The organism is Rhodobacter capsulatus (genome assembly GCF_005144475.1).
GTDB classification, from domain to species: Bacteria; Pseudomonadota; Alphaproteobacteria; order Rhodobacterales; family Rhodobacteraceae; genus Rhodobacter; species Rhodobacter capsulatus_C.
This window is the reverse complement of the sequence record NZ_SWJZ01000030.1, coordinates 91,562-118,294: the sequence shown is the minus strand read 5'-3', so window position 1 is coordinate 118,294 and position 26,733 is coordinate 91,562. Positions and strand designations below refer to the sequence as shown.

General features: G+C 59.0%; 18 protein-coding genes. 8 read left to right on the top strand and 10 right to left on the bottom strand.

Annotated elements, in window-relative coordinates:
• Positions 1-257 (bottom strand): class I SAM-dependent methyltransferase (locus tag FBT96_RS09375; RefSeq protein WP_136906021.1); only part of this gene is annotated, 257 nt, incomplete at its 3' end.
• Entirely contained in the window at positions 257-670 is a 414-nt protein-coding gene (locus tag FBT96_RS09370) for a hypothetical protein (RefSeq protein WP_136906020.1), read from the bottom strand. The genes FBT96_RS09375 and FBT96_RS09370, both read right to left, overlap by 1 nt.
• 349 nt (positions 671-1,019) lie before the next feature.
• On the opposite strand from FBT96_RS09370, the gene FBT96_RS09365 reads away from it, so the two are divergent.
• The 6 genes from FBT96_RS09365 (at position 1,020) to FBT96_RS09340 (ending at position 16,604) form a co-directional block, all read left to right on the top strand.
• On the top strand, positions 1,020-5,333 hold the full coding sequence (locus tag FBT96_RS09365) for a strawberry notch-like NTP hydrolase domain-containing protein (protein ID WP_136906019.1): 4,314 nt from the start codon (positions 1,020-1,022) through the stop codon (positions 5,331-5,333).
• Positions 5,333-6,388, top strand: coding sequence for a DUF7146 domain-containing protein (locus FBT96_RS09360; protein WP_136906018.1), 1,056 nt, complete (start codon positions 5,333-5,335; stop codon positions 6,386-6,388). Before FBT96_RS09365 ends, FBT96_RS09360 begins: the two co-directional genes overlap by 1 nt.
• A gap of 296 nt (positions 6,389-6,684) precedes the next feature.
• The gene (locus FBT96_RS09355) at positions 6,685-7,611 is read left to right on the top strand and encodes a DUF2493 domain-containing protein (protein ID WP_136906017.1); all 927 of its coding nucleotides are present in this window, start codon (positions 6,685-6,687) and stop codon (positions 7,609-7,611) included.
• A 277-nt stretch (positions 7,612-7,888) separates the two neighbouring features.
• Positions 7,889-9,652 (top strand): hypothetical protein, encoded by a 1,764-nt coding sequence (locus FBT96_RS09350; protein ID WP_136906036.1) that lies wholly within the window; start codon positions 7,889-7,891, stop codon positions 9,650-9,652.
• The gene (locus FBT96_RS09345) at positions 9,649-11,199 is read left to right on the top strand and encodes a hypothetical protein (RefSeq protein WP_212635377.1); all 1,551 of its coding nucleotides are present in this window, start codon (positions 9,649-9,651) and stop codon (positions 11,197-11,199) included. The genes FBT96_RS09350 and FBT96_RS09345 overlap by 4 nt, the downstream gene beginning before the upstream one ends.
• Positions 11,196-16,604: an FtsK/SpoIIIE domain-containing protein gene (locus tag FBT96_RS09340; RefSeq protein ID WP_212635376.1), complete on the top strand. Its 5,409-nt coding sequence runs from the start codon at positions 11,196-11,198 to the stop codon at positions 16,602-16,604. The genes FBT96_RS09345 and FBT96_RS09340 overlap by 4 nt, the downstream gene beginning before the upstream one ends.
• 12 nt (positions 16,605-16,616) lie before the next feature.
• Here the strand turns inward: FBT96_RS09340 and FBT96_RS09335 are convergent, their stop codons facing one another.
• From FBT96_RS09335 to FBT96_RS09320, 4 genes are read right to left on the bottom strand one after another with little or no spacing between them, the layout of a single operon-like run.
• Positions 16,617-17,456, bottom strand: coding sequence for a phosphoadenosine phosphosulfate reductase family protein (locus tag FBT96_RS09335; protein WP_136906016.1), 840 nt, complete (start codon positions 17,454-17,456; stop codon positions 16,617-16,619).
• A complete protein-coding gene (locus tag FBT96_RS09330) occupies positions 17,453-20,767 on the bottom strand; it encodes an ATP-binding protein (protein ID WP_136906015.1) in 3,315 nt (1,104 codons plus the stop codon). The genes FBT96_RS09335 and FBT96_RS09330 overlap by 4 nt, the downstream gene beginning before the upstream one ends.
• Positions 20,764-21,684 carry a DUF4007 family protein gene (locus FBT96_RS09325; RefSeq protein WP_136906014.1) on the bottom strand — a complete coding sequence of 307 codons (921 nt, stop codon included), beginning with the start codon at positions 21,682-21,684 and terminating at the stop codon, positions 20,764-20,766. Before FBT96_RS09325 ends, FBT96_RS09330 begins: the two co-directional genes overlap by 4 nt.
• 9 nt (positions 21,685-21,693) lie before the next feature.
• On the bottom strand, positions 21,694-22,923 hold the full coding sequence (locus FBT96_RS09320) for a cysteine desulfurase family protein (RefSeq protein WP_212635375.1): 1,230 nt from the start codon (positions 22,921-22,923) through the stop codon (positions 21,694-21,696).
• A gap of 275 nt (positions 22,924-23,198) precedes the next feature.
• Between FBT96_RS09320 and FBT96_RS09315 the strand changes: the two genes are divergently transcribed.
• Positions 23,199-23,561 carry a bactofilin family protein gene (locus tag FBT96_RS09315; RefSeq protein ID WP_136906013.1) on the top strand — a complete coding sequence of 121 codons (363 nt, stop codon included), beginning with the start codon at positions 23,199-23,201 and terminating at the stop codon, positions 23,559-23,561.
• 6 nt (positions 23,562-23,567) lie between these two features.
• On the opposite strand, the gene FBT96_RS09310 is transcribed toward FBT96_RS09315, so the two are convergent.
• Positions 23,568-23,828 carry a WGR domain-containing protein gene (locus FBT96_RS09310; RefSeq protein WP_136906012.1) on the bottom strand — a complete coding sequence of 87 codons (261 nt, stop codon included), beginning with the start codon at positions 23,826-23,828 and terminating at the stop codon, positions 23,568-23,570.
• A 96-nt stretch (positions 23,829-23,924) separates the two neighbouring features.
• Entirely contained in the window at positions 23,925-24,134 is a 210-nt protein-coding gene (locus FBT96_RS09305; RefSeq protein ID WP_136906011.1) for a hypothetical protein, read from the bottom strand.
• 124 nt (positions 24,135-24,258) lie between these two features.
• On the opposite strand from FBT96_RS09305, the gene FBT96_RS09300 reads away from it, so the two are divergent.
• Complete coding sequence (locus FBT96_RS09300) at positions 24,259-24,684, top strand: hypothetical protein (protein ID WP_169583352.1); 426 nt, start codon at positions 24,259-24,261, stop codon at positions 24,682-24,684.
• A 39-nt stretch (positions 24,685-24,723) separates the two neighbouring features.
• Here FBT96_RS09300 and FBT96_RS09295 read toward each other — a convergent pair whose 3' ends face one another.
• Together FBT96_RS09295 and FBT96_RS09290 are read right to left on the bottom strand one after the other, a co-directional pair.
• Positions 24,724-25,398, bottom strand: coding sequence for a hypothetical protein (locus FBT96_RS09295; RefSeq protein WP_136906009.1), 675 nt, complete (start codon positions 25,396-25,398; stop codon positions 24,724-24,726).
• The gene (locus FBT96_RS09290) at positions 25,395-26,159 is read right to left on the bottom strand and encodes a ParA family protein (RefSeq protein WP_169583350.1); all 765 of its coding nucleotides are present in this window, start codon (positions 26,157-26,159) and stop codon (positions 25,395-25,397) included. The genes FBT96_RS09295 and FBT96_RS09290 overlap by 4 nt, the downstream gene beginning before the upstream one ends.
• Positions 26,160-26,733: the final 574 nt, after the last annotated feature.

Here is a 26,733-nt window from a genome sequence, read left to right as displayed (position 1 = left end):
CCCTTACTGTTTCGGGCACCAAGATCTCGTAGGCCGGCTGATGGTTCAACGGCGGTAACTTTCAACCCGCGTGCTGCCATGAATCGAGCATCGCGTCCGCTGCCGGCGCCTACGTCGAGCACGCTCCCCGACGAAGGGAGATAGGTTAGAACGTGAGGGTGAACGTCTTCAAAGGCCACCGAGTCATAGCGGTCCGCAAATGCTTTGGGATCTCGTTCATAATAGTCAATGGAATCAAAGCACTGGGACAATGCCATCAGTCCTCAGCTTGTATGGCGGTTTGCTTTATGAAGTACTTACCTGGATGGCAAGCGGCAACCGCCGAAACGCCGGCAGTGAACAGAAGCAAAGTCGAGAAGATTCCCACGATTATGTAATTGCGTTTGGTTTGGGGCTTTCCATCATAAGTCCGGATGTCTTCCAGCACCCGCTGCATCACCCAACGCAGTCTGAAAAGTGCTCCAATCATCAAAAAGTTCGCTATGCATGCAAACCAGAGCAACAAAGAGCGAGCTGCGTCACTCAGAGCAAAGCTGGCCACTGCGAACCAGAGCCCGCCTGTCAACGTCATGATGATAAGTGGTGTTTGCCAGAGGATACCGTTGAGAGAGCGAAAGTCCTCGCATCGTTGTTCATAGACTGCCTTTTGATCGGGTTCGTGAGCTGCCATGCCATCACCATATTTTATGCACTCTGAGCCTCGCTTAGCACGCTTACCGTGCCCTCAGGCAACATTATGTCGAACGCTAAGCATTCGCAGCCGCTGACAGAACACTATCCCGTTTGGACTAAGCTACGTTTTCGGCTACCTACCGAAGAAGGGGGTTAGCACCTCCCGGCGTTCCGCCGGGACTGGGCCCTGGTCCTTCGGACTGGAGCCAGCCGAGGCAGTCTCCACCCATTCGGGCGACTGTCCCTGGCGCGAAGAGGGAGAGGGTAGCTGGGACGGGTCAGGTCCGGCGGGTAAGAGAGAGCGCTGATCGGGCCTGACCCGTTCCTGCTCTCTTGAGGATTTCCCGATGAACGACCTTTCCCCGGCGACCTTGGCGCCAGCGCCGGTCGCCTCGGCTTCTGCCATTTTGACGGCAGCTGGCCTTCTGCTGCCGTCGCTTGAAAGCGGTCAGCGTGTCGACAGCGCGGCGCTGCGTGTCGCCATGGAGGCAGCCTTCGGTGCATCCGATGCCTCAGGCCTTTGGGATTGGAAGGCGGGCTATGATGCCTGCGAGGCCGCGACCGTCCTCTTCCTGCGGAAGTACGGCCGCGCGATCTTCCGCCAAGCTGACGCACCTACGGCGCGATTGGCCGCGCTTTCGAAGATCGTCGGCCTTCTGCCCAGCCATACGCGCCGCTCTGAGGAAAGCCAGGCACGGCAGCAGTTTTCAACCCCGATCCCGCTCGGGTTCGCTGCGCTGAACGCAGCGGCAATTGGGCCCAATGATGTGGTGCTTGAGCCTTCGGCTGGCACCGGCCTCTTAGCGATCCTTGCGGAAATCTCCGGCGGCAGCCTGATCCTCAACGAGTTGGCCGATACCCGCGCCGATCTCCTCTCCTCCCTCTTCCCGGCCCTTTCCGTCACTCGCTTCGATGCCACGCAGATTCACGACCACCTCAATGCTGGATCTGTGCCATCTATTGTCCTGATGAACCCACCGTTTTCTGCGATGGCGAACGTCACTGGCAAAGTTCAGGACGCCGCCTTCCGGCACATCGCCTCCGCGCTCGCGCGCCTAGCGCCAGGTGGGCGATTGGTCACGATCACCGGCGCCGGTTTCGGTCCCGACATGCCTGCTTGGCGTGATGCTTTCGTGAGATTGCAGGGACGGGGGCAGGTGGTGTTCTCGGCGGCGATCGACGGCTCGGTCTATGCGCGGCATGGCACGACGTTTCCGACGCGACTGACCGTGATTGACAAAATCCCGGCCGACGATCCCACGCGCTTCCCGGCCTCTCCCGGTATTGCACCCGACGTCGCGACCCTTCTCAGCTGGATAGCCGACCATGTACCGTCGCGTGCTATCGTCGATTTGCCGAAGCCGCCGTCACCCACTTCGCCTCCGCGCTCAGTCCGCGGCTATCTCGCTCGGGTCAATGCCGCCCCGACGACGCGCAAGCCGACTGCATCCCCGGTTGCTGTTGAAATAGCCTATGAGACCATCGACGCGGTACCTTCCGACGCTGAACGCCTGTCAGATGCGATCTACGAAGAATACGGCCTGCAATCGATCCGGATTCCCGGCACCGTACCGCACCCGACAAAGCTGGTGCAATCGGCGGCCATGGCATCGGTCGCACCACCGCGCCCGACCTATCGGCCCATGCTGCCTGCGGACATCTGCCAGCGGCTGTCGGATGCCCAGCTGGAGACTGTGATCTATGCCGGCGAGGCCCATTCCGACCATCTCGCCGGAAGCTGGACCGTGGACGAGACCTTCGACACGGTCGGCGCTGCTGTTGACGGAGTGGCTGGCTCGGTCCGCTTCCGTCGCGGCTTCATGCTGGGCGATGGCACGGGGGCAGGCAAGGGCCGCCAATCGGCCGGGGTCATCCTCGACAACTGGCAGCGAGGTCGGCGTAAGGCAGTCTGGATTTCGAAATCCGACAAGCTGATTGAGGACGCGCAACGCGACTGGTCGGCCCTTGGGCAAGAACGGCTCATGGTCACGCCGCTGTCACGCTTCGCCCAAGGCAAGCCGATCACCGTGTCGGAGGGCATCCTCTTCACCACCTATGCGACGCTCCGCTCGGATGATCGAGGCGAAAAGGTCTCTCGCGTCCGTCAGATCGTGGACTGGCTGGGCCGCGACTTTGACGGCGTCATCATCTTCGACGAAAGCCACGCCATGCAAAATGCCGGAGGCGGCAAGGGCGAGCGTGGCGATGTCGAGGCCTCGCAGCAGGGCAGGGCAGGCCTGCGCCTGCAACACGCACTGCCCGACGCCCGCATTGTCTATGTATCTGCAACCGGGGCCACGACGGTCCACAATCTCGCTTATGCCCAGCGGCTTGGCCTCTGGGGCGGGGAGGATTTCCCCTTCGCTACCCGTGCTGAATTCGTCGAGGCGATCGAGGCCGGCGGCGTTGCCGCCATGGAGGTGCTGGCCCGCGATCTTCGCGCCCTCGGCCTCTACACCGCAAGGTCGCTTTCCTATGACGGCGTCGAATATGAGCTGATCGAACATCAGCTGACCGACGAACAGCGCCGCATCTATGATGCTTACGCGGGCGCTTTCGCCGTCATCCACAACAACCTCGATGCGGCGATGGAGGCGGCGAACATCACGGGGTCGGACGGCACCCTGAACCGCCAGGCCAAGTCGGCAGCACGCTCGGCCTTTGAATCCACTAAGCAGCGCTTCTTTGGCCACTTGCTGACCTCGATGAAAACCCCCACGCTGATCCGGTCTGTGACGGCCGATCTGGCGGCAGGCCATGCAGCGGTCATCCAGATCGTCTCGACCGGCGAGGCACTGATGGAACGGCGCTTGGCGGAAATCCCGACCGAGGAATGGAATGACCTGACGGTCGATGTCACGCCCAGGGAGTACGTTGGCTCGTATCTTCAGCATTCCTTCCCGGTTCAACTCTATGAACCGTTCACCGATGGTGAAGGCAATCTGTCCTCACGCCCGGTGTTCCGCGATGGTCAGCCGGTCGAATGCCGCGAGGCCGTGCGCCGGCGCGATGAAATGCTGGAGCACCTCGGATCGTTGCCCGCAGTTCCGGGCGCGCTCGATCAAGTGATCCAGCATTTCGGGACGGAGATGGTCGCTGAAGTGACGGGACGGTCGCGCCGCATCATCCGCAAGGGCGAAGGTTCGACGGCACGACTTGCCGTGGAAACCCGCGCGCCATCAGCCAACCTTGCCGAGACCTCTGCCTTCATAGATGACCAGAAGCGCGTCCTGATCTTCTCCGATGCGGGCGGCACCGGGCGCAGCTATCACGCCGAGCTTTCGGCCAAGAACCAGAGGCTCAGGGTCCACTACCTGCTGGAACCGGGCTGGAAGGCCGATGCCGCCATCCAAGGACTTGGGCGCACCAACCGGACCAACCAAGCGCAGCCCCCACTGTTCCGGCCGATCTCGACCGATGTGAAAGCGGAGAAACGTTTCCTCAGCACCATCGCCCGCCGCCTCGACACATTGGGCGCCATCACCCGCGGGCAACGTCAGACAGGAGGGCAGGGGCTGTTCCGGCCCGAGGACAATCTCGAAAGCCTCTATGCGCGAGAGGCGCTGCGCCAACTTTACCTTCTGATCGTGCGCGGCAAGATCGAAGGCTGTTCGCTGCAGCGCTTCGAGGCGGCAACCGGCCTGAAGCTGATGGATAGCAATGGCATCAAAGATGATCTGCCGCCGATCACCACCTTCCTGAACCGGCTCCTGGCCCTGACCATCGAGATGCAGGGCATCCTCTTCACGGCCTTCGAGCAACTGCTGGAAGCCCGGATCGACGGGGCGATAGCCTCGGGCACTTATGATCTTGGGCTTGAAACCCTGCGCGCCGAGAGCTTCCGCGTCACCGACCGTCAGGTGATCTACACTCATCCGACCACCGGCGCGGAAACCCGACTTCTCTCCATTACGGAACGCCGCCGCAACCGGCCGCGATTGCTGGATGAGGCCCTCGCCGAACTCGACGATCCGCGAGGCGTCCTGATGATCAACAGCTGTTCGGGCAGGGCGTCAGTCCAAGTGCCAACCACCAGCTTGATGCTCGACGACGGCGAGATCGAACGGCGCGTGCGACTGATCCGTCCCACGGAAAGTCAGAGCATCGCCGTCCGCCTGTTGGGCGGCACGCAATGGGTCGAGACAGACCGCCCCACCTTTGTCGCCGCCTGGAATGCCGAAGTGGCAGAGGTGCCGGAGTTCACCGACAGCACGTTGCATGTCGTGTCTGGCCTCCTGCTACCGGTCTGGAAGCGCCTGCCCCAGGACGAAACCCGCGTCTATCGCCTTCAGACCGATGACGGCGAGCGGATCATTGGACGGACGGTCTCACCCGCCTGGGCTGCAACGGCAACCGGGGCAGGGGTGCCAAACCTTTCTGCCGAACAAGCCTACGCTGCGCTGATCGAGGGAAAGACGATCCTCGATCTGACTGAGAGCCTGCAACTGCGTCGATCCCGCGTCATGGGGGTAAACCGGATCGAGTTGACCGGGTTCACCGAAGGCATGCGCGAACGACTCCGTGCCTATGGCCTCTTCAGCGAGATCATCTCGTGGAAACTGCGCTTCTTCGTGCCAGTCGGACCTGATGGCACGGGAGTTCTTGCCAAGCTTCTCAACCTCTGGCCTATCTCCCGCATTTCTGAGCGTGAGGTTGTCTGATGTCCCGTATTGATGCCGCAGATTTGGCGCAGCGCCTTGGCCAACAGGCCGAGGCTGTCTGTCGAACCTATCTCTCCAACGGGCGCAGGCAGGGCAATTACTGGCAGGTTGGCGATGTCCGCAACACGGCAGGGCGTTCGATGTTCGTGCGCCTCACTGGCCCCGCTTCAGGCAAGGGCGCCGCTGGCAAATGGCAGGATCCATCAGAGGGCAGCCATGGTGATCTCCTCGACGTCATCCGCGAAAGCCTTGGGCTCAGCGATTTCGCCGACGTGCTTGAGGAAGCCCGGCGCTTCCTCAGCCTGCCGCAAGTGGAACCGATCCCAAACACCCCGACGCCGAAGCTCGCTCCCGCACCCTCTGGATCGTCGGAAGCGGCACGGCGGCTCCTTGGCATGTCCGGCCCGCTCAAAGGCTCGCTGGCAGCAACATATTTGCGGATCCGTGGCATCACCGATCTCCGCGACACCGGTGCCCTGAAGTTCCACCAGAACTGCTACTATCGGGGGCAGGGCGAGGATCAGACCGAGACCTGGCCCGCGATGATCGCTGCCGTTACCGACCTCGCAGGCAAGGTCACTGGGGTCCACCGCACTTGGCTTGCGCGTGATGGTGGCTCAAAGGCGCCTGTCGACACACAGCGGAAGGCGATGGGGGATTTGCTGGGCCACGCGGTCCGGTTCGGTGTGGCCAAAGAGGTCATGGCAGCAGGGGAGGGGATTGAGACCGTGCTCTCCTTCCGACAGGCCCTGCCCAATATGCCGATGGTTGCAGCGCTGTCGGCCGGACATCTCGCAGCCCTCCTCTTTCCGGCACATCTGCGCAGGCTCTATATCGTCCGCGACAACGATCCGGCGGGAGACGGTGCAAGGGATAGCTTGGTCGCCCGGGCCCACGAGGTCGGGATCGAGGCAATCGCGCTCTCACCCATACAGGGGGATTTCAACGACGATCTCACCACCCGCGGTCTGGATGCACTTCGGGCGCATATCCGGGTGCAACTCGCGCCGGAGGACGTCAGCCGCTTCCTGACGCAGGATCATCTGACCCTTTGAGCCGGGTCATCCCAGAGGTCCGATCTCATCACTTGCATACGAGGCTGCAGTTCCATCAGCGGGACCGCGCCTCGGCCTTCTGGAGGGCGAGCGGCCCACAAACGGTCCGGTCAGGCAATGGCGGCGCCCGACTATTTTCCGCCGGCGGCAGAGCCGCCTTTGCATCGCGAGGCAAAATAGCCGGGCTTGGCCATCAAGGCCCTCGCAAAAGGCTCGGGCTGCCAGACCGGACCGCTTGTCGGCTTTTCGTCGCCATGAAGGCCGCGACGGTCGCGGTCCAGACGATGGAGCATCCCATGTACGCCCATGACGAATTCGAACCCGATCACACCTCTTCGCCGACCGACACCATGATCCAGGATCTTCAGCTCTATGGCTACCGCCCCGCAGCGGGCGAGGCCGATCCCCGGATCACGCCCGAAGACCACGTCATCCAGACCGCGGTCGCCGACATCTTTGACGCCCTGATTTCCACCATGGCTGACACTAGCCTCGATTTCGACCTCGACGAGATCCTGTGGTCGACCGTCAACACCTTCCACCGCGCCGCCGAGCGGATCGAGACCAAGCTCGATGATAACGAGCAATCGCAGAAACGCCTTCAGAGCGAACAGGACGGCTCCGAGGTGAAATCCGTCCAGCTTGAAACCCTGATCGACATTGGGCAGGGCCTGATCGACCGGCGTGAGAGCATGGAACTCTTCCGCGAAACCGCTGCCGACCTCTTCCTCAAGGCCACCGGAACCCATTGGTCACCGCGTTCGGGATCGCGCACCAGCCATCGCCACCTGACCGCCGCGATGATCGACAGCCGCGACTTCATCGCCGCCAAGAAACGCGCAGAGACGGAAAGCCTGGTGCCTCCGGGCCCGAAGGTTGCCTTCTCGGGTGGGGACACCACTGATCATCGGCTGATCTGGAATCGTCTCGATCAGATCCACGCCAAACACCCCGACATGGTGCTTTTGCACGGTGGATCACCCAAAGGTGCCGAGCGCATCGCGTCCACCTGGGCCTCCAACCGCAAGGTGCCGCAGGTCGCCTTTAAGCCGGACTGGACCAAACACGCCAAGGCCGCGCCCTTCAAGCGCAACGACCAGATGCTGGACTGCATGCCGATCGGCGTCGTGGTCTTCCCGGGCACCGGCATCCAGGACAACCTGGCCGACAAGGCCCGCAAGATGGGCATCCCGGTTTACCGCATGGCGACAGGCAGCGCGTGAGCGCTGCCTACCAATTGCTGACAACCGCTTTTATCAAGGTTCGGCACTGGCTGGTCAGCAGGAAGACCCTGCGACCATAGCCGTGCAGTTGTAGCGATTGGCTCCCTTTTCGCGTAGGAGCAATGTGTTGGCCGCATCTTTGCTCTTTGCGATCATGCCTTGATGTCCTACCAGTTAGGGTAAGCGGATTTGGGGGGTGTATTTGTCTGAGGTTTCTTCGGCAGCGACTTGGGTGCGGTTTCTGCGGAACTATGGCCCCATTCCAACCAACGACAACATGTACGATGAGTCGATCCAGCGTGCGCTTAAACGCCACAAAATCGTCCCGATCGCGTTACCAGCCCAGTTCCTGGCGGATTTCCTGATCAATTTCAAAAGCGACTCGCCACTTTCGCAGATCATTACCGGTACGGCGGGCGACGGTAAGACCTACCACTGCCGCGAGGTCTGGCTCGCACTCGGTGGTGATCCAGAGGTCTGGAACCTGGGGTCGAAGATACAAAAGCTTGATCTCGGCGGCCGCACTTTGGTCATTGTCAAGGATCTAAGTGAGCTCAAAGACGACGAAGGAGCCGAACTGATCGAGGCGGTCGCGCGGGATGTGGTAGACCCGGCCGCGCGCACCTTCTACCTGCTCGCTGCAAATCACGGCCAACTGTTGGAGAAACTCAAGACTTCGCCTCACAACGCGGCGGTTAAGCGTTTCGCGAAGGCTGTCGAGGATCTGCTCGTTACGGGGAAAAGCGAAGATCTTGACGTTCGATTGCAGCTGAAGGACTTGAGCCGGGCACCGGCGGCAAAGATGACCGCTGACATCATAGATGCGATCACTCAGCATGGTGGGTGGAGCGGCTGTGCTAGTTGCCCGTCCCAGGCCGATGGTCTCATTTGCCCAATCCGCGAGAACCGTCGTCGCCTAATGGCGCAGGACGACGGAAATCCACTTCAGCATCGTCTCACGTCGCTGATTGAACTGAGTGAGCGCAATGGGGGTCATTTCCCTGTTCGTCAACTTCTAGCTCTGATCGCGAATAGCTTACTAGGGCATCCTGAAGCCCGGGATGGGCTTATGTCGTGCGCAGACGTGCCGAATATTCAAAGTTCAGGGAGTGCCGATCTGGCAAGCATCTATCGCAACATCTTCGGCGAAAATCTCAAGCCGAGCCGTGCTGAGAAAACCGAACTGTTCAAAAAGCTGAACTTGTTCGGAATCGGATCGGAGACCAGCAATCGAGTAGATAATCTTCTCGTCTATGGCGCCGACGACCCGGCCCAAGCCGAACATTACGCAAAGCTGGTTCAATCTGATCAAATTTATGGTGTAACGCCCGCTTTCAGCCTGGCACAGCGAAGCTATCTCGAAGGAGAAGAAGGATCCGATCGAAGCCAGTTTCTCGATGCTCTACGCTCCCAGCGTCAACGGCTCTTCTTCACCCTGCCAAGTGAGTTGGTCGAGACATATCAGCTCTGGGATCTGACGGTGTTCCGATATGCGGGCCTCTACTTGGAAGTCGCAGAAAAGCTCAAGGATAAACAAGCGCTTCCACGTCAGGCGCTTGGCCAGATTGTGCGTGGTTTGAACCGAATATTTACTGGGATGCTGGTGCAGAACCAAGATGAACTCGTCCTCGCAACGTCGGGAAGCTACTCGCAATCAAAACGGAGCCCGCTCCTTGACGAAGTGATTTCGGTCCCGCGCGCTTCGGGCGAGGAAGTCAGTCTTGTCGCGGACGGCGTCGGTGGGTTCGGAGCGTCAGTTAGGTTAGTCAGAGGCAATGACCTACCACTTGTCACGCTTGCGCTTTCGCCGACACGCTTCGAATTCCTGGGTAGGGTTGCGGAAGGGGCGCTGCCTAGCAGTTTTTCTCTTGAATGCCATGAAGATCTGCTCGCGTTCAAAGCCCGGCTGCTCAGGGAGACAGAGAACCGACGGAACCTGGATGTTGAAGCGCAAACTGTCGAAGGAGAGCTTGTGCTGAGATTTATCGAACTTGGAAGCGATGGGCGCGCGAACCCACGCCGCGTTGTGGTGCGCGCATGAAGATTGAAGTACTTGGCCGCCCAGAGTTTTTCGAGGATAAGAATGGGCCTCAGCTATGGGTAGATGAGGCGATCTGGGGACATCGCCTCCATGACGAGCAATCGCCTTGGCTCACTTTTATGGAATTCCTGACAGTGCTTTTGGCAGAGCACAAAGCTGGTCGGACGCTCGTTGAGGGGGCACTTAACAGCCTTTCCTATCGCCCCCAAGTTCAGCTCAAGCTGCGAAATATCGTCTTCAACAACCCCCACGTTATGACGGTCGAGGCCGAAGCTCGGTCAGATGACATGGCCTGGTCTCTTTGGCTGGATAAGATGGCACAGAGCGCAGGCGGACTCGAGCACTCCGATTTCTCCTACCTGCGTGATCGCTTCGAGCTGTTTCAGGACTTTGCCGCCGTCGTGAAGTTCCTTCAGGGATCGGCGATCGAGGGAGCCAGCAACAAGCGGTGGAGTTCAAAGTTCGTCTTCCCATTTGGGCCCAGTGCACTTTACGAGGACGTGAGCGTTAGCCCAAAGGGAGGCATTTCAACTGACCGGCGCTTCTTCGCTCGGACCGGAGAAATCTTGTACCTGATGCTGTGCCGCAGCAGTCGCGCTGCCGACCTGCGAAAAATGCTGGTTGAGAAGTTTCTCGAGAGCCCGGCACCCTATGATGGCATGGTCCGCGCCCTACAGGGCGAGCCTCAACTGGCCCGGGTTGAACGTGCCGGTTCGTTTCTGCCATGCGCATCCCATCCCATTTTCGACAAGCTGGCGGAAGACTGGTTGGCGATCCTTGCAATGCCGATCCCAGCTTACGACATGATCCCACACTTGGTATCAGTCACGGGCCTCAACATCATCCTGTATCAGCTCGATCGTTCTTGCGAAGTTCTCGAGCGCGATCCCGCTACGATAGTCTGTGAGATCGTTTCACCGAGGAAGTCAGTCGTTCGCGATTTGTCGGCTGACTCATTCCAGTACAACAACATGCTCTCTCATCAGGCGCTGGAACGCTACATCCGGACGGCAACAGAAGGACCCGATTGGCTCGCGGCTGTCGCTTCAGACGAACCGATGCTCAACGCCGCAGACATACTAAAGAGGGCTTTTGACTGGCCAGATCCCGACGAAAGCGAAGACATAGCCGACGCTCCCGACCAACTGGTTGCCAAGCTCATAGAGCGGGCTCTCACTCGACACAGGCAGCATGTCGGTAAGGTGCATGCGACTTGGGCACGTGCGATCGGCCTGTCTTCGCGCCGATCGAGTCGCCGCGTCCGCTATGCGCCAACCGACCGTTTACTCAAAACTCTCGTGATCACTTGTGTTGAACGCCGTATAGAGTTCAAAGATTTTCTGGCGCGACTGTATGATCGCTACGGGATCATCATTGGAGATGGGCAGGCCCGTGCCTTCGTCGACAGCGGGAATGCTGATCAAGAAGATTTTTCTGACAATGCTCGGCGCTTAGAAGAGCGTCTCGCGAGTCTTGGATTATTGAAGCGGCTGTCAGATTCCTGCGCTTACGTCGAAAACCCATTCTATCGGTCCGAGTCAACGTGAAACCTTCAGAACTCATCGGCGCTGCAGGCGCCCAGTCTCTTCGCATGCGTCTCAACAGTTTGGCCGACGATGACGGAGTTGCGCGTTTCCTGCTTGATCGCCTGACCGGTGAGCAGGTTGCCGCCATCGTAACAGCATTGCTGAAGGATCCAGCTACCGATCTGCGCCTAAAGATTGCGATTCCCAGGTCTTTGGTGGCCGGATACGAGTTGCCTGATCATATTGTGACGGACGAGCGCACTGTTGCGATCCGGAATGCGGACTGCGACAGGCCAGCCCTTTTACTTGCCAACACGGACGATGATCAGGGCGCTTCCCTGCAGGATGTTACCTTGCTCGGTGCCAAGCAACTCACGGAGGATCCTCATCCGTGGGTAGAGTCGGCAAGCGCGGGCTTGGGACTGCCTGAAAGCCAAGTCGGCATTTGGAAGGCTGCCCTCCGAGGACTGAATGCGGCCGATGACTGGACGCTGCATCAAATTTCTCACTACGTTGCTCAGACCCGCCTCTGTGTTGCGGAACAGTCCAAGCCGGTTGTGGAAGCTTTGGGTTGGGCACTTCCTGCCCTACACTTGCCTCGCGACAGTGGCTACTTTCTCAGTATCCGTGAAAAGGACTCTGGGCAGGCGCCTCGATGGAAACGGATGTACGAGAAACTCGTCACAGATCGGAAGCCGTTGTTGGTCAAACAGCGGTCGAATCGTCAAGTCATCGATAGCGAGGAGCTTCGTTCCCATTTTGAAGTGGTGCGCGATGAGATCGTCGTCGAAGCGCATACGACCATCGAGAAGTTCATCGAGGCTGCGCCCAGTTGGGGCCCGGAAGCAGCGGAGCTTGCTGCCTTCGAGTGGGAAGCGGAAAATATTCTGCAGCTCTTTTCCGGGCTTAAGCAGAAGAAGACGACCCTTCCCGAAGAGACAATGAATTTCTTTGAGTTCGATCTACCTGGGCGATTGAGTGACGCCGATATCGAGTACCTTAATCTCCTCAAGAAGCGATCGCTTAAAGAAACGCGAGACGACGATCGTGACTTCTTTGAAAGTCACAGGGAAGATCTTGCGCAAGACAGATCGCTGAGGGCGAAGTGGGAGCGCTTCATATTCGGGCGCCCAATTGAATGTGGCGATTTTTCCGACGGTTTACTGCGGGCTGTAGAGCGGCTTTTCGGACAAGTTACGCCCTCTGTCGGCGCGCGCAAACTGGTCATCAGATCCTCCCGCCGAACGAAAGGCCAATGGTTGGATATCAACGCCGATGTCGGCCTTGCATTCGGTTTGCGCTACAGAGGTCTGAAGCCGTTGATGGGGCCGAACGTCCTTTGGGATGTCCCTCATCTGTTTGAGTATGAAGCGCTACTTGAGAGCGCCAAGCGTCGAAAGAAGTATCGCAAGAACGTTTCTACGTCGCGCTCAAGCCTTCAGATCAAGTTCGATATCGCCCTGGAGACTGGGACTGGTGCCGGTGCGGATCGCGCCGTTGTGCAATTGATTTGGCAGGCCCAACCGAATGCCATAGGTCTTGAGCTGCCGCACGAGATCGCTCGTCTCCTCAAGCGCCCTTTGGTGCGTGGCAAGGTCGCAAGACTTTCGGTCAGTCAGAAAGGGGCCCTGCAGTCCGTTTCACTGGCCGATGTCGGAACGCTGCAGCCAGCCTTCGGCCAGGACGCAGGTTCATTGGTGCCGCGAACAAATGTGGGCGATGACATCGGAAAGCTCTTTCCAAAGCAGTTGAAGCTTGCACTTTCAGGTGGCCGCGTAACTGCAGCTGGCGGGCAGGCCATAGAGGCGGCTTGGAGGAGATTTTCTGACCTTTACTGCAGCGCCTTGAGCGACCTGCAGAGGTCCGGATATGCGTCGTCAGTGCTTCTTGAGCAGGCGAACTCGTATGCCGATTTGCTTCGAAGCCTCCAAGTGCACGCTAGCGGCGACATCAACCGTCGTGACCTTTGGGAGCCAGTTCTGGCCATCGGAACAGTCCAAGTCACCGGTGGAGCGCCCTCCGCCATTGTTGCCCCGTGGCATCCAATGCGCCTCGCGGGCACTGCTGTAAAGGCCAGATCGTTGACCGGCCTGATCGACTACTTGCTTTCCGACGTTGATGTCAATTTTGGTGACTCGAGACTCTTCTTTTCGGATCTGAGAGAAGAGCTTGCCCACCCACTCTATCCAGAAATCGCGGTTGGCTACGACGGTACCGAACCAGTGCTTTTGGCAGAGACCGGGACCGTGAATGACTACTCGCTGCTTGAACGCCCGGTCCGAGATCCATCCGAAGCGTCGACGGATGTCGACCCCGCTGAAGCTGCCAAGCAGATCCGGGGACTCATTGAGCGTTACCTCGACCTACAGCCACACGAGGGCTCAAATCTGAGTATCATGCTGTACAATTGCGATGCGGCAGGTCTCCCGCTCGCGACAGTGAATGCGCTGAGCTCTGTCCAGGACCAAGACGAAGTGCACTGCAATGTTTTGGTTCGGCATCGCGATCGTTCGAAGCTTGGACATGTCTACGGGGAGCTATTGGACCGTTCCGATGGCGATCCTGATGCGGTGGTTGTCAGTGAAACGTCGCGGAACTTCATGTCCAAGCTACGCATCGGAGTAATGCTAGACAGTGGAAGTCCTGCCAGTGACGGAACTACTCGCGAAATCGATGTAGCTTTCCTCCATGACGTCGTGTCGCGGCAGGCAAAGGAGGCATGGTTCTCGGTCCCTGCTGAGGCTCATAACCCAACAATGCTGGAACATGTGCCGGCACGTTGGTCCTACCGACGCGTTACTGCGGAGGATGAACTCAAGGCGACGAGCTATCTAACATGCCCCAGGCAGCCAGACGCGGGTTGGGCTTATGTAGACGCTGTCGCTTGCATCATTCGGCGTCAGTCGCACAGCGCAAATGAGCACTACATCCCCGCCCGGCAGATCTCGTTCCAAGATCAAAGCCTGAAGTTGATGTTCGACGAGGTCCATTCTCTTGCTGAATGGGTTGCGACATATGATGACCTTCTCGACAAGCGACAACTTGCCGCCCAAGGCATAAACGTTATTCGGTACAGGCGGCAGCGTTCCCACGGCCGAAACATGGTCGTTTCCTCGACTTCTGAACTGCGGATTCTGCATGTCTTGGTCAGGCGACGTCTCGCCGAACTTTCCTTGGGTATCAGTGAGGAGAGGTTGTCTGCGCTCGCAAAGCGGATGATTGACGATGCTGCCGCCATCTCGGGAGATATTGTGCTTCGTGCTGCGAAGCGCGGTGTTTCGGCAGGTGAACTGATCGGCTTGGTGCTCAGTCGGGCCTTGGTCGCCGAAGAGCTGGGCGATAGTGCCACAATCGCTTGGTTTCTACTCGACGACTATGCAGAGTGGCTCGGACAGCGCGAGGAAGGGATCGCAGATATACTTGCCCTGTCTGTTACGTCGGGGCCGAATGGTGATGCTCAACTTCGAGCGATCATTACCGAGGCAAAGTACATCAATGCCACAGGGCTTTCGGAAGCTTCTCGCAAGTCACGACAACAGTTGCGGCATACGGTCGCTCGGATGGACGATGCGCTGTTTGGTGATCCCGGTCGTCTGGACCGGGACCTTTGGTTGTCGCGCATCGCAGATCTTTTGCTCGATGGAACGGCGGCGCTCGGGAACGCCGCCCTTCTTGAGCGTGTTCGGGATGGGATTCGCAGAGGATCTGTGCCCATCGACATGCGAGGGTATTCGCACATTTTTGTATCCGGTCCTGCGGATGACGGAAGTTCGCTCGGGGAGCAAGATCTGCTGGTCGATATCGCAAATGGGCTCCAAGAAACCTTTAGCCGCGAAGGCCTTCGCCAACTGATCAAGGCCTATGAAGCACGAGCGACACTTGCGAGCCTTCGATCCGCCCTTGGCGAGGTCAAGCCCTGGGATCAGGCGGCTTATCGAGAGCCTGCAGCGAGAGTGGATTGGACCAACACGATCTCTATTGACCCAAAGGGGGCTCTGCCTACACCAACCATAAGTGACTTCGATGATGATGAAGACGCCATTGATGAAGTCATTCCCAAACCGCCTGCTCCGACTGAGGGCTCGGGCATTTCGAGCGGCATTACCACTGAACCGAGCGCTGATCGTGATCTTTTCAGTCCCGAATTGGTCGCAGTGACGGAGGAAGAAAGTGGGTCGGTTGATCATGTCCCGACCTCCACTTCGACTGCGCCGACTGAAAGCGAAGGTCACCCAGAGCTGTCGCAGGCTACGCTTCAAGAGTTGGTCCAGCGTAACGCCGAGACAACCAAGGCCGCCTCGGCGGAGGAAGACAGCTGGTTGGAGCAGACCGCGCAAAAACTGCGGACAGCCCTCTTAGGGTATAATCTTCAGGCCAAGATCGTCGGGACAAGATTGACTCCAAACGCGGCACTGATCCGGTTTCTCGGCAGTGATCGCCTAAGGGTCGAAGACATTGAAGCGCGGCAGTCCGCTTTGCTCACCACACACGGGTTACGGTTGATTTCGATCTCGCCTCTGCCCGGCGAGATCGTTGTGGGTGTTGCTCGGCCGCAGCGCCAGATTGTCTCTCTATGGGATGTCTGGGCTCGGCGGGAAATCAACCGAAATGCAAACGGCGTGAACACGTCGTTCGTGCTTGGGCTGAAGGAGCTCGACGGCGAAATTCTCTATCTGAACCTGGGTGGAGGGTTCGGCGGAGGCCAGGCCCATGAACCGCATACCTTGGTCGCCGGGGCAACTGGCAGCGGGAAGTCTGTTTTGATCCAAGCTCTCCTTCTGGACATCGCGGCAACGAACCCAAGCGCTCTCGCACACATACATCTCATTGATCCGAAGATGGGTGTGGACTACGCTGCTATCGAGCGCTTGCCCCACCTCCAAGGAGGAGTCATCGTGTCGCAAGATCAGGCGATGGGGGTCATGGAGACCCTAATTGCTGAGATGGAACGACGTTACGAACTGTTCCGAGCAAATGGCGCTCGGGACATTCGGACCTTCAATGCAAAGGTGACATCTCAAGACAGGTTGCCGCTTAAGTTTCTGATCCACGATGAGTTTGCTGAGTGGATGCTCACCGAAGACTATAAGGCCGCCGTAACCGCAAATGTCTCTCGTTTGGGGGTCAAAGCACGTGCAGCTGGGATCCACTTGATCTTTGCGGCGCAACGTCCCGATGCGAACGTGATGCCAATGCAGCTTCGTGACAACCTCGGCAACCGGCTAATCCTGAAAGTAGCAAGTGTAGGGACATCCGAAATTGCCCTAGGTGTGAAAGGTGCCGAGCAATTGCTCGGTCTCGGCCATCTGGCTGCTCGTCTTTCGGGCGAGCCAAGCATCATCTTCGCGCAGGCGCCTTACCTTTCAGATGATGACATTGAGCGGGCGGTTGACGCGATTGCGACTTACGATGGTCAGCCTGTGTAAAGTCGGGCTGACCTACTTGTGGCAGATGACACAACCACCCGCGTCCTCGTCGATCCCATATGCTTCATCGACGGAATCTGGGGTACGCGCTGATAGCGGGTTGATCCTTCGGCTTCGGCGCAGTCGCTCCCTGCGCTGCTCGTAGTCCAGCTTTATCTGCTCAACGCGCTTGGGGTTGATCAGCTCTGTAAGGCTTTCACCTTGGGTCCAGGTGAAGGGGGAGCCGTCATTCAGAGCCGTTTTCTCATAGGCCACGGCTTCCTTAAAGCGCTCCGGGTGGTGCTCGGCCAATCTTACCCACTCGATCTTCTGTTGGTAGAAGCAGAAGGTACAGCCTGATCTGGATCGCCAACTGTAATAGGCGGGTTCACCAACTTCCGCCTGACTGAGAATTTCAAGCACACCGGCGCGATCTATCCCGGCGTCACGGAGAGGCAAGTGTACTTTCATGTTCGGATGGGTCGACTGGTAGCCCTCGCGGCTCGGCTCATCAGATCGAATGGCAACGTAGGAGTGGACCACTGTTCCTGACTCGAGGTCGTCCCGAAGCCAATGCTCCAGCGGCCTCAATTTGAGTTGGCGAGTGCACCAGCGTGTTCGGGGCGACGGCAAGAAATTTCCGTACTCTGACAGCCAGAAGTCGAAGTCTCGGTCCGGGTTCAGACGTGCAATTGGCTTTCCAAGGAAACCCTCAAGCCTGTCCAAGAACTCATAGACCTCTGGGAGCTCTTTCCCAGTGTCTGTGAAGAAATATTCGACCGGTAGCGTCGGATGGTGTTGGCGCATGTAAACAGCCAGGGCAGCACTGTCACGACCCCCGGAAACCCCCAGAATGTGTCGTTCTCGACTCATGCTGTTTTTTCCTCTTCTTCCGACTCATCTGCGGCCAAACTTGCAACAGCCCGAGCGAGAGCAGCCAATTGCATTTGGCGATCGGCTTGATCGGCGCCCAGCGTTGCCAAAACTCGATCGGCTAGGTTCGCTGCGGCAATTTTCTCCAGATCGGTGAGAACAAAGCTTCGCATCAACGGAGGAGTGAGCGGATCCAGCCCCACAACCAACGCAAGGGCCTCTGTATGTGAGCGGCGATCCCGAACGACCGCTAGTGCCTCAAGTTCGCGGAACCGGCGACCGTAGCGCGCAACTTCGGTAAGTGCTTGCTCACGATCTCGGTCCGACCAGTTGCGTGCTGGGCGATGCAAAAGCATACTGACCAAGCCTTCAATGTCGCCGGTCCCCGTCTCGATAGCAGCAGCGCGCGCCGCGAAGGCCTCAAAATTGTAGTCGTTGGTAAGCCCTTGAGTAGTGGCGGCACGCTCCGCGACACCCCGAAAAGTTGCTGGATCGACGCCGAGGGCGCGTGCCGATACCGCACGCAGCTCTTCCAAAAGCGTTGGGTAGGCTGCTTCGCACTCCGCCAAGGCACTCAAAACTAGGTCGGGCGTCAGCCTCTCAGGAAAGGCCTCCGGCAGTGCGTCAAAGAACATCCCCTCAGGATCGCTGGCTTTCAGCACGACACGCCTGACAAGTTGTGCATCCGCGCTTACCCGATGTGTCCTTGCAGCATAGGGCGGCAACGCCTCAAAGCGTTGGAAGAGCGCTTGAGCGACAGGAAGCGAACCGATCTCGTCCTTAAGGCCGAAATAGCGGGCGAGACCGCCCAAGAACGCGGTCTCACGGACGGACCTGTCGATCTTCCGTAACCGAAAATCAGCTGGACGCTGCAGGAGCTTGTCGACGGTGACATCGTCGATAGCGGTTTGGAAAACCCCATCGATATAGACGGCGACTCTCGATCGATTTGCGAGCATGTAAGAAAGCGCCAGCACCGGCATAACGCCGGCTTTGAGGCCAATAGGCGGTTTGGCCCATAGCCCGTATATCTGCTCCAGGTTCTGATCGCCAGCTTGGTCAATCACTGACCAAGCGGGCTGCAAGGACCGCCCTTCCGCGCTATCGTCTGGGGCAGCGAAGTCGAAGCATCCGGGCTCGATCTCTCGATGAAGGCCGAACGGTTTCACCACTGTAAGGTACAACCCCAGTTCTGCAGGATAGCCGCTTATTCCTAGGTCTTTGGAGCCGTATCGGCTGACCATAGCATGCGCCAGATCTCGTAGTGCCGCCATCGAGTTAGATGAAGGACGGTCGCGCTGCAGAAGCTCACTTTTGAGAATTGGCGTGTCGGGAAAACCCGCATCAGCGAGGGCGCTTGCCACCGAAGCGAGTGAGGTCGAAGTGGCAAGGTCGGGTTTTGGTGAAAGCACCCATTTGGCACTGGCAAGGGCCCTTTCGAGTGTACGGTGCAATGTATCGACACTCTGTGATTGTCGCGCAGCGAGTTCTCGTCTAGCGATGCGATCACCTTCGAGCTGCGGGTGATCACGGAACACGCGCTCGACAGCGATGAGTTCAACAGCGCTGGCGCAGACGGCGCCACCCTCGGTCGTTTCGCCTATGGCAAAAATTCGACGACTATCTTTCAGCAAGCAAGCGACCGACTTGCATAGCTGGCCGAGCCCCTCGTAGCCCATCGATCCGTCATCCAAGAGGAGGATCAACGCGCCACTGCCACGCTCCTGCCTCGCTAAGATCTCTGCAGCAACACTTTTGCCGGTATCGGTTTTGCCAACAAGTTGCAGAGTAATTTCAAAAGTTCGTAGGGCACCACTCAAGAAATAGTGGCGCTTAGCCGTGACGAAGCCAAGTCCAACGCGTTGCGGGATCCCTGCAAGTTGTGCGGTGTCGATCGGCGTGATCGAGCGCGTAACGGCCTCGTCTAGGTCGAAATCACTTCCAGCAAAAAGCGCGTATCCATTGAGCCTCGGCTGCCGAATTAGGACTGCCCAGTCGAGCAGGTTGGCGATGGCGGCGCGGCGCTCATCATCGGCCACTCCAGGGACGGCGTAGGCGAGAATGTCATCCGCAAGTGCAAGGCCGGACCCGTTTCGGAAGAACTCAATGATCGCTGCAGCTTTGGTCAACGCAACGTGGAGGTCAGTGCCTTTTGCTGCAGCCCGCTCAATTGCCTCGAAAGCAAGGCTGAACCGGCCACCATCGTTGCCGCTCGCGAGCGCCATGCCAAAGTTTGATGACAAATAGTCCCAGAGGCGCGCAGGATCATATGTAGCTTCGCCGTTGTCGGTAGACTGAAGGAACTCTTGGAACCCGTTGGGTTCAGCAGAGCTCAAGAAGCCGAAGACACTGCGTTCGTTTTGCGCAAACCTGGCGCGCGAGACTGGCCCTAGGAGGAGGGAAGTGACCGGATTCAAAGGCCAGGTCTGGGCCAAGGCTCGAGACAGTACATCGACTTCTGTTGGTCTGCGGAGGGCCACAGCCTTGGCTACGGCCAAAGCGTTTACCTCTGCAACCCCGGGCTTCGTCTTGCAGGATATCGCTCGACCAAGCAAAGCGACTGTCTCATCTGCTCCGCTGAGAAAGGCAATGTCGTGGAAGCGTCCTTGTACTTTCGCCCATTCCTGACGCGCGTCCCGCGCAGCGCGCGCGGCATACTGTTCAAATGACTGATGTAGGATGCCGATGACAACAAGCCGTCCATTGCTGCGCGAAGCATACTCGGCGATATCCTGGAGAAGGTGGATATCTCCACCATCACTTGCTTCATGCTCGAGCAACTTGCCGAGTTCATCAAGCACAACCAACGTTCCGCTGCTGCTGTCCGCACCTGAAGCCTGGACCATAGAGATCAGAGCTTCATCACTTCTAACCGCCGCATCCCTAGTCGCCGCGTCCCAGCTGAAAGTGATCGACGCAGCATCGGCGATTGCATCCCGCAGGCGCATTCGGCTGCCTGTCACCGCGACGACGTGCCACGAGCCGGCGTCTTCAGGAAAGGCCTGTCGATAGAGAGCGCTGAGCTCTTTGCCCGCGATCTTTTGTGCAATCTTGCGATTCTCTGGGCCGCCGGCGATCAGATTGGCGAGCAGAAGCGCCGCGCTCGACTTGCCGCCCCCGTAAGGCCCAGTCCAAGTAAACGCACCTTGCTTCGAGGCGATCTGGCTGCTCGCAAGCGTCGTCAGCGCCTTAGCAACGCTCGCCTGCATCACATAGCCGACGAGCGGCGGAGTTCCTTTCAAGTCGGCATCCACTCGCGCCGAGCGGGCGAAGCGACGGTCGATCGCGACAAATTTAGACAGCAAGGTCATGCGCTTAATGCCAATTCTTGATGGTCATATGCGCGTTCAACTAGTGAAAGCGGTGCGATGTCTTCGCGTCGTTGGATCTGACGGAGACCGGCCGTATCGGTCCATTGCCAAGCGCCATCGGTCAGGGCATCAAGTCTCATCAATCGCGTGATGACGCTGTCTTCGTCTAGCTTGAAAACCCTGCCAGGGGAGCCGGGGGCATAACAGATCTGCTCTGCAGTCAGAGCGGTCGAGCCGCCTTGACGCTCCCAAAAGTCTGCAAGTGCATATGCGAACACACCATCCCTTAAGCTCGGCTTGGGGCCACGCACAAACTCATACCATCCGCCAAGGCGTGCTTCCCGAATAAGGCCAAGTTCCGCCAAAAGCGGCTCAGCTGCGTCCTCGTTCAGAGCATCCCCGCGACGAACATAACTGCGTAGGAAGACTTCCACATCGCGCTTAAGAGTGCCGCGCGTCGCCCGCCATTTGCGATTCGAGACTAACGATTGAAGTTCATCGATTAGTCCCGTTGCGTCAAACTCAATGACTGCCAGTGCATTGAATGCATAATATGCCGTCGTGGTCATCTTAGCTGAGCTGGCAATATGCCAATGCGTCAACCAAATGGTAGATGGATCTTCGATATATGGATCGAGTTTTCTGTCTGCGAGGACAACTTTGCCAAGCTCGGTTGGGCGAATGACACGATCATCTTCTCGAAAAAACCCCGAGGCGAGCGCCCAATAGCGTATCGAAGCCGCCATATTGCGTCCAACACCAAACTGAGTAATGGCGCCCTGTTCGTGGAATATTGTAGACGGTGCGCCCTCAGCCACCGCATCGAAAGCCTTCTTCAGCCACAGCAGGCGGAGCGGGAACGTCTCATGCCCCGCAAACTGCCCTTTTGAGTCGTTGTTGAATGCACCTTGTCTCATGAGACAAGGCTACTGGCGAACCTCGCCAGTAGCAAGGCGGGAACGACGGATTGACCGAGCAATGGCCTCGGCGGCACGGTCAATGTCGGTCTCCGTTGATGTTCGATCACACAGAATTCGGACCACGGATCGAGCTGACCGTTCCGAAAACCCCATTGCTTCAAGCACATGGGACATTTTCAGCTGCCCACTGTTGCAGGCCGATCCGGTAGAAAGCGACACGTGAGGTGCGACAAGTGCGCAAAGGCTGTCAGCGTCGACTCCGTCGATTGATATCGCTGCACTGCCTGGAACGACGAGATGGTCCCCGGTTATGCGCGAGAAGAGAACATCCTGTTTGCGCAGGGCATCCAGCAGACGGCCGATCTTTGAGTTTGTCTCGGCAGAGTTTGATCGTGCCAAGACCTTTGCGGCAACGGCGCAGGCTGCCCCAAACCCGGCAATTAGCGGGACAGGTTCCGTTCCGGGGCGCACTCCTGCCTGTTGTCCGCCGCCACGCATCAAAGGAAAGGGAGGGGGCATGCCCGCGGCAACGTAGAGAGCACCTACGCCCATCGGTCCGTAGCATTTATGCCCGGAAAGGCTGAGGTAGTCGACGTCGAGGTCCGAGACATTGATTTGGATTTTGCCTGCAGCTTGAGCCGCATCAGAGTGCACAAATGCGCCAAATCGATGGGCGATGGCTGCAGCTTCGGCCACCGGCTGAATGATGCCGGTTTCGTTGTTGACCAACATGACAGAGGTTAGGAGTACAGTCTCATCAATCAGGGCTTCGAACGCTTCCAAGTCAAGTCGACCCGTTTTGTCGACCGGGGCAATTACGATTTCAAAACCTTGGGTACCAAGGTATGCGGCGGGCTCTAAGATCGCCTTGTGTTCGACGGCAGACACAATGATTTTGTGGCGCGACGTGTGAGATCGTGCGGCGGTAGCCACTCCGATGATCGCGAGATTGTTCGCCTCGGTCGCCCCGGACGTGAAAATTATCTCTGTCGGAGCGGCTCCAATCAACGAAGCCACTTCATCACGTGCGTCGGCAATGATCCGAGCTGCCCGTTCTCCTGAAGCATTGGGAGAGCCGGCATTTCCAGGGCGTTCCCAAGCCGCCAACATCGCGGTGCGGGCCTCGCTCGCTAACGGCATTGTCGCAAAGCCGTCGAGATAGACCGGTGCAGACAGTTCGTCGCGTCTGTCGGAATTCATTTCGTTTTGGCTACCCACGGAAGTACTTTGAGACATGACCATTCTCGCATGTGAGCCTACATTGTAGACTGAACGCGAGGCGGTGACCAATCGGTATACCGGAACCGCTCGAACAGCAGTCTTACGCGAACCGCGAAGATTTCTGGGGCGCGTTGTTGATCTATAAAATATGACATAATCAAAATTATGCGTCACACTTCAGGGTTGCTTCCGGGACGCGCTTCTTCGCCGATCACAGTGCCGCGCGTTGCCCTTTCGTTTCGCTTCTGGTCCAGTCGTGCTGCACGAAGTTGAGCTGAGGCAGCACCAAGATGAAGACTCCACATGGCGATTTGGACCGCTGGCCGGACCCGGCCAGTTCTAACGCTCGCCGCAGCGTCTTCGCGCAGGACCTTGTCGTCGAAGGCGATGCCTCCTCCAGTGGACCGATCGAGGTCCAAGGCAATGTCGTTGGCTCACTGCGGGCGCCGGAGATCACCGTGGCTGGTTCAGGTCGTGTTGAAGGTTCCGTCGTCGCCCACGACCTCGTCGTGCTTGGGGCGGTTTCCGGCAGGGTCTCAGCGCGAAACGTTCAACTCGCGCCGAGTGCGGTCGTGCAGGCCGACGTCACCCATGAGCGGATCGCCATCGAGGCCGGTGCCGAGTTGGAAGGCAGGCTTCAGCGCAAGGCCTGACAAATCTCACACCGCAAGGTCTGGCGGCAGCATTTGGCCGGCAGGCAGATAGCCCCGCCGAATCTTGTCTTGAAGAATTTGCAATGCCACCTTCTTCGCGTCCTCCACGGTGGCGCAGGTCTCGATACTCGTCCGCCCGTGCGTTCCAATCCGGCCCCAGGTTCGCACGATGCTGACGTCGCCAAACAGAGTCGCCGCAACATCGATGCAGTAGAACCGCGCCATGTTGGCCCCAGGGTCGATGCGGTGCAGATGTGCCAGAGCCATGCCGGTCCTCCGCTGCACAGGTTCCGCCCTGCCGTTCTCCAAGTCCAATTGCAATTCTGAATCGATCCGGGTGCTCCGATTCAGAAAGCTGATGGGTCATGGTGACGGATCGCCCGGTGTTTCCTCGACAACCTCGACCCAGAGGACGCCACGCAAGGTTTCTTCCGGGACCAGCCACACGGTCCTGAACCGGCCATTCACGGTGCGGTGCCGTTCTGCAACGAGTTCCCGGTCTCCGCGGTCGATCCGCCACAGGCGACGATCGATGGTCGGGCTTTTGGAGCTGCTTCTAGCGACCTCTTCCATACCGGCCTCCTGTCATCCGCTGACGGCTAGCGGTCATGGACATGAACTCCGTCAGAACATATCTAACGAGATCAGAAGTGGTGCTTTGCTGTCGCCACGCGAACCACGAAAGGCTTTCCTGTCGATGCATGTTCTGTCCCCCGTTCTGGCTGTTTCCGCGTTTGCGGCGATGTCTGTTCCCGTCCACGCGCTTGACGATTGGACAGTCGGTGTCGAGCGTGGCCTGCCGACCTACGCGCTCACCAGCGAGGCGGGTGAGGTGCGGCTTGTCTGCGATCCGGATCGCGTCTTCGGGCCAACGCCCAACGGCGCGCTCGTGGTTCGCTTCGTCAAAGACGCCGCATCGGACATGGTCGTCGTTCTCGCAAAGTCGGGCGAACAGGCACGCCTGCCGGTCAAGAACGGCATCTCTGCCCAAGCGACAGCTGACGCCGCGGAATGGGCGAAGATGGTTGCGACTTTCCGCACAGGCGGCGAATTCGCCTTGGTAACGAGCGTCGACAGCCTGACCTTCGAGACAGCGGCACTGCCCGATCTTGCCTGCGAGTAACCGCAGGCAGTTCATCGATTTCTGTTGCATGGGTGAGGTCTATCTGACGCGTCGCGCCTCGATGAGCTGCGACGCGATTGCGGCGAGGAAGGCACCAACGATCGTCGCCCGGGGCTCGATCAGCCAAGGGTCATCAAGTACCGCATGCATAGCCCGGATAGCTGAATTTTGGGCGTAGACGGTCATCGGTTCGCCGACCGCCATGTCCGTGGCTGCCATGGTGAAGATGCGCTTCGCCTCGTCGACATACGGTGTGAGATCATCTTCCGCCAAGAGCCGCCGCAGTTCGGCGCGGGCTTCCTTGGCAAAGGCGCGCAGCATGTAGGCTGGGGTCACGTCGCCCGCGCCAGGGATCTGCTCAAGCTGCTTCTCGGTTGCCAGCGGCAGCCGAAAGAGGGCCACCAGCTTCTCTTTCCGGGGCCTCGCCAACCCACTGGCAGCACATTCGGGCGGCGAAGCGGGGGACTGCGGCTGACCACTCTCCCCTTCCCTCTTCCCGGCAATCTCCGGGTCGGCCAAGTGCTCCGTCGTCATGTCGGGAAGCTGGGCCTTGCCGCACTCGACATTTCCTCCCTGCTCCGGCGCACGCCGTTCGGCAAGAATGCGCGACTGCACCTCGCGCGATGACCGCAACCGTGCGGCGGAGTTCTGCAGGCCTGGTTCTTCCGCTGCCGGGGAGGGTGCGACACGTGCAGGAAGGCGGAAACGGCTCATGCCGGGATCACCTCGTCGATCCCGGTGAGAACGAGTTCTGCGACTTCGAGCTGGCGTGTGATGGCGTCGGCCACCAGCCGACCGCCGGGGGCCTTGGCGTTGGCGCGTGCTGCCGGCCCAAGGGGGCCGTGGTAGCCCAGCTGTTCTAGGATACGCGAATGCGGGACGATCACGTCGAGATGGTCGAGACGCAGGATCTCTTGCAGCACGTCCTGGTCGCGCTTTGGCAGTTGCGCCATTCCCCCTTCCCGGGTTGCGGCGTCGATGATCTTCGGCCCCGCGTCCATGACGAGGACCCGGACCGCCGGGAACCGCTCGCCCTCGGCAATCGAGGCGCGGAGGTCATCCATCCAGAGGACGGCGCGATGCGTCATTTCCCATTCGGCGTAGACGGGGCGCGCGGGGATCAGCACCAGATCGGAGATTAGGCAGAAGTCCTCGGTGTCGGTATGGGTGCCCGGTCGGGTATCGATCACGACGAGATCGACGCCCCGCGCTTCCTCGGCTTCGAGGAGCGACAGAAGCCCTTCCACACTCTCGGGCGGTGAGAGGATCGCAAGGCTCTCCGGCCAGACGGGCTTCTGCGCACCCTCCCAGGCTGCCAGTTCGAAACTGTCGCGCCAGCGGCCGAGTTGGGCATTCACGTCGCCATCGATCAGGGTGACGCGACGCCCGAGGTTCAGTGCTGCAGACGCGAGAAGCATGGCGGTTGTGGTCTTGCCCGAGCCGCCTTTGGTCTGCACGATGGTAATGACTTGCATGAAAACGCCTCCGCAAACGGTACTCGTTACCCTTTGCACCGACGTCCGGCGCTCTTTCATGACGCTGCGGAAGGCGGTGCACCGCAGGCAAGCCAAAATCAAGCGAAGCCGTTGTAAAGGCGTCACTAATCCGACCGGCGTGCGGTGCGCCGTTTAGGCATAAGGTTGCAGGAACGTCAAATGGGATGTGCCGGAAGTTGTAACACACCGCCGAAGCCTTCATGTTTCCTAAGGATTCCCGCAGCCGTGATGCTGCGGCGCGGCGTCCGAGCAGCCCTGAGGCCTGCCCGCAATCGTGGCAGTTTGCCCTCCGGCCCGCATGACGGTTTGCATGTCTGCATGTCTGCATAGGTGACAGGCCGCATACCTGCCCTGGAACCTGTCCACATGGCTGGTCCGAAGGCCAGGCGAAGTCGGCCTTCATCCGAGGACGATCCGGAACTTGACCCGCCAACCGGCTGCATCCCGGACAATCTGCCTGCTTGCCTGTCTGCCTGCTTGCCAGTTCGGCCAGTGACGGGTTGACGCTGTGCCGATTTAGCCTGTGGCTTCACGCCCAACGCCATTGATGGTC

What these genes read in the sequence shown, in the direction of transcription:
- FBT96_RS09370 (WP_136906020.1), bottom strand. Translation starts at nt 670, where the DNA reads ATGGCAGCTCACGAACCCGATCAAAAGGCAGTCTATGAACAACGATGC.
- FBT96_RS09365 (WP_136906019.1), top strand. Translation starts at nt 1,020, where the DNA reads ATGAACGACCTTTCCCCGGCGACCTTGGCGCCAGCGCCGGTCGCCTCG.
- FBT96_RS09360 (WP_136906018.1), top strand. Translation starts at nt 5,333, where the DNA reads ATGTCCCGTATTGATGCCGCAGATTTGGCGCAGCGCCTTGGCCAACAG.
- FBT96_RS09355 (WP_136906017.1), top strand. Translation starts at nt 6,685, where the DNA reads ATGTACGCCCATGACGAATTCGAACCCGATCACACCTCTTCGCCGACC.
- FBT96_RS09350 (WP_136906036.1), top strand. Translation starts at nt 7,889, where the DNA reads ATGTACGATGAGTCGATCCAGCGTGCGCTTAAACGCCACAAAATCGTC.
- FBT96_RS09345 (WP_212635377.1), top strand. Translation starts at nt 9,649, where the DNA reads ATGAAGATTGAAGTACTTGGCCGCCCAGAGTTTTTCGAGGATAAGAAT.
- FBT96_RS09335 (WP_136906016.1), bottom strand. Translation starts at nt 17,456, where the DNA reads ATGAGTCGAGAACGACACATTCTGGGGGTTTCCGGGGGTCGTGACAGT.
- FBT96_RS09330 (WP_136906015.1), bottom strand. Translation starts at nt 20,767, where the DNA reads ATGACCTTGCTGTCTAAATTTGTCGCGATCGACCGTCGCTTCGCCCGC.
- FBT96_RS09325 (WP_136906014.1), bottom strand. Translation starts at nt 21,684, where the DNA reads ATGAGACAAGGTGCATTCAACAACGACTCAAAAGGGCAGTTTGCGGGG.
- FBT96_RS09320 (WP_212635375.1), bottom strand. Translation starts at nt 22,923, where the DNA reads ATGTCTCAAAGTACTTCCGTGGGTAGCCAAAACGAAATGAATTCCGAC.
- FBT96_RS09315 (WP_136906013.1), top strand. Translation starts at nt 23,199, where the DNA reads ATGAAGACTCCACATGGCGATTTGGACCGCTGGCCGGACCCGGCCAGT.
- FBT96_RS09310 (WP_136906012.1), bottom strand. Translation starts at nt 23,828, where the DNA reads ATGGCTCTGGCACATCTGCACCGCATCGACCCTGGGGCCAACATGGCG.
- FBT96_RS09305 (WP_136906011.1), bottom strand. Translation starts at nt 24,134, where the DNA reads ATGGAAGAGGTCGCTAGAAGCAGCTCCAAAAGCCCGACCATCGATCGT.
- FBT96_RS09300 (WP_169583352.1), top strand. Translation starts at nt 24,259, where the DNA reads ATGCATGTTCTGTCCCCCGTTCTGGCTGTTTCCGCGTTTGCGGCGATG.
- FBT96_RS09295 (WP_136906009.1), bottom strand. Translation starts at nt 25,398, where the DNA reads ATGAGCCGTTTCCGCCTTCCTGCACGTGTCGCACCCTCCCCGGCAGCG.
- FBT96_RS09290 (WP_169583350.1), bottom strand. Translation starts at nt 26,159, where the DNA reads ATGCAAGTCATTACCATCGTGCAGACCAAAGGCGGCTCGGGCAAGACC.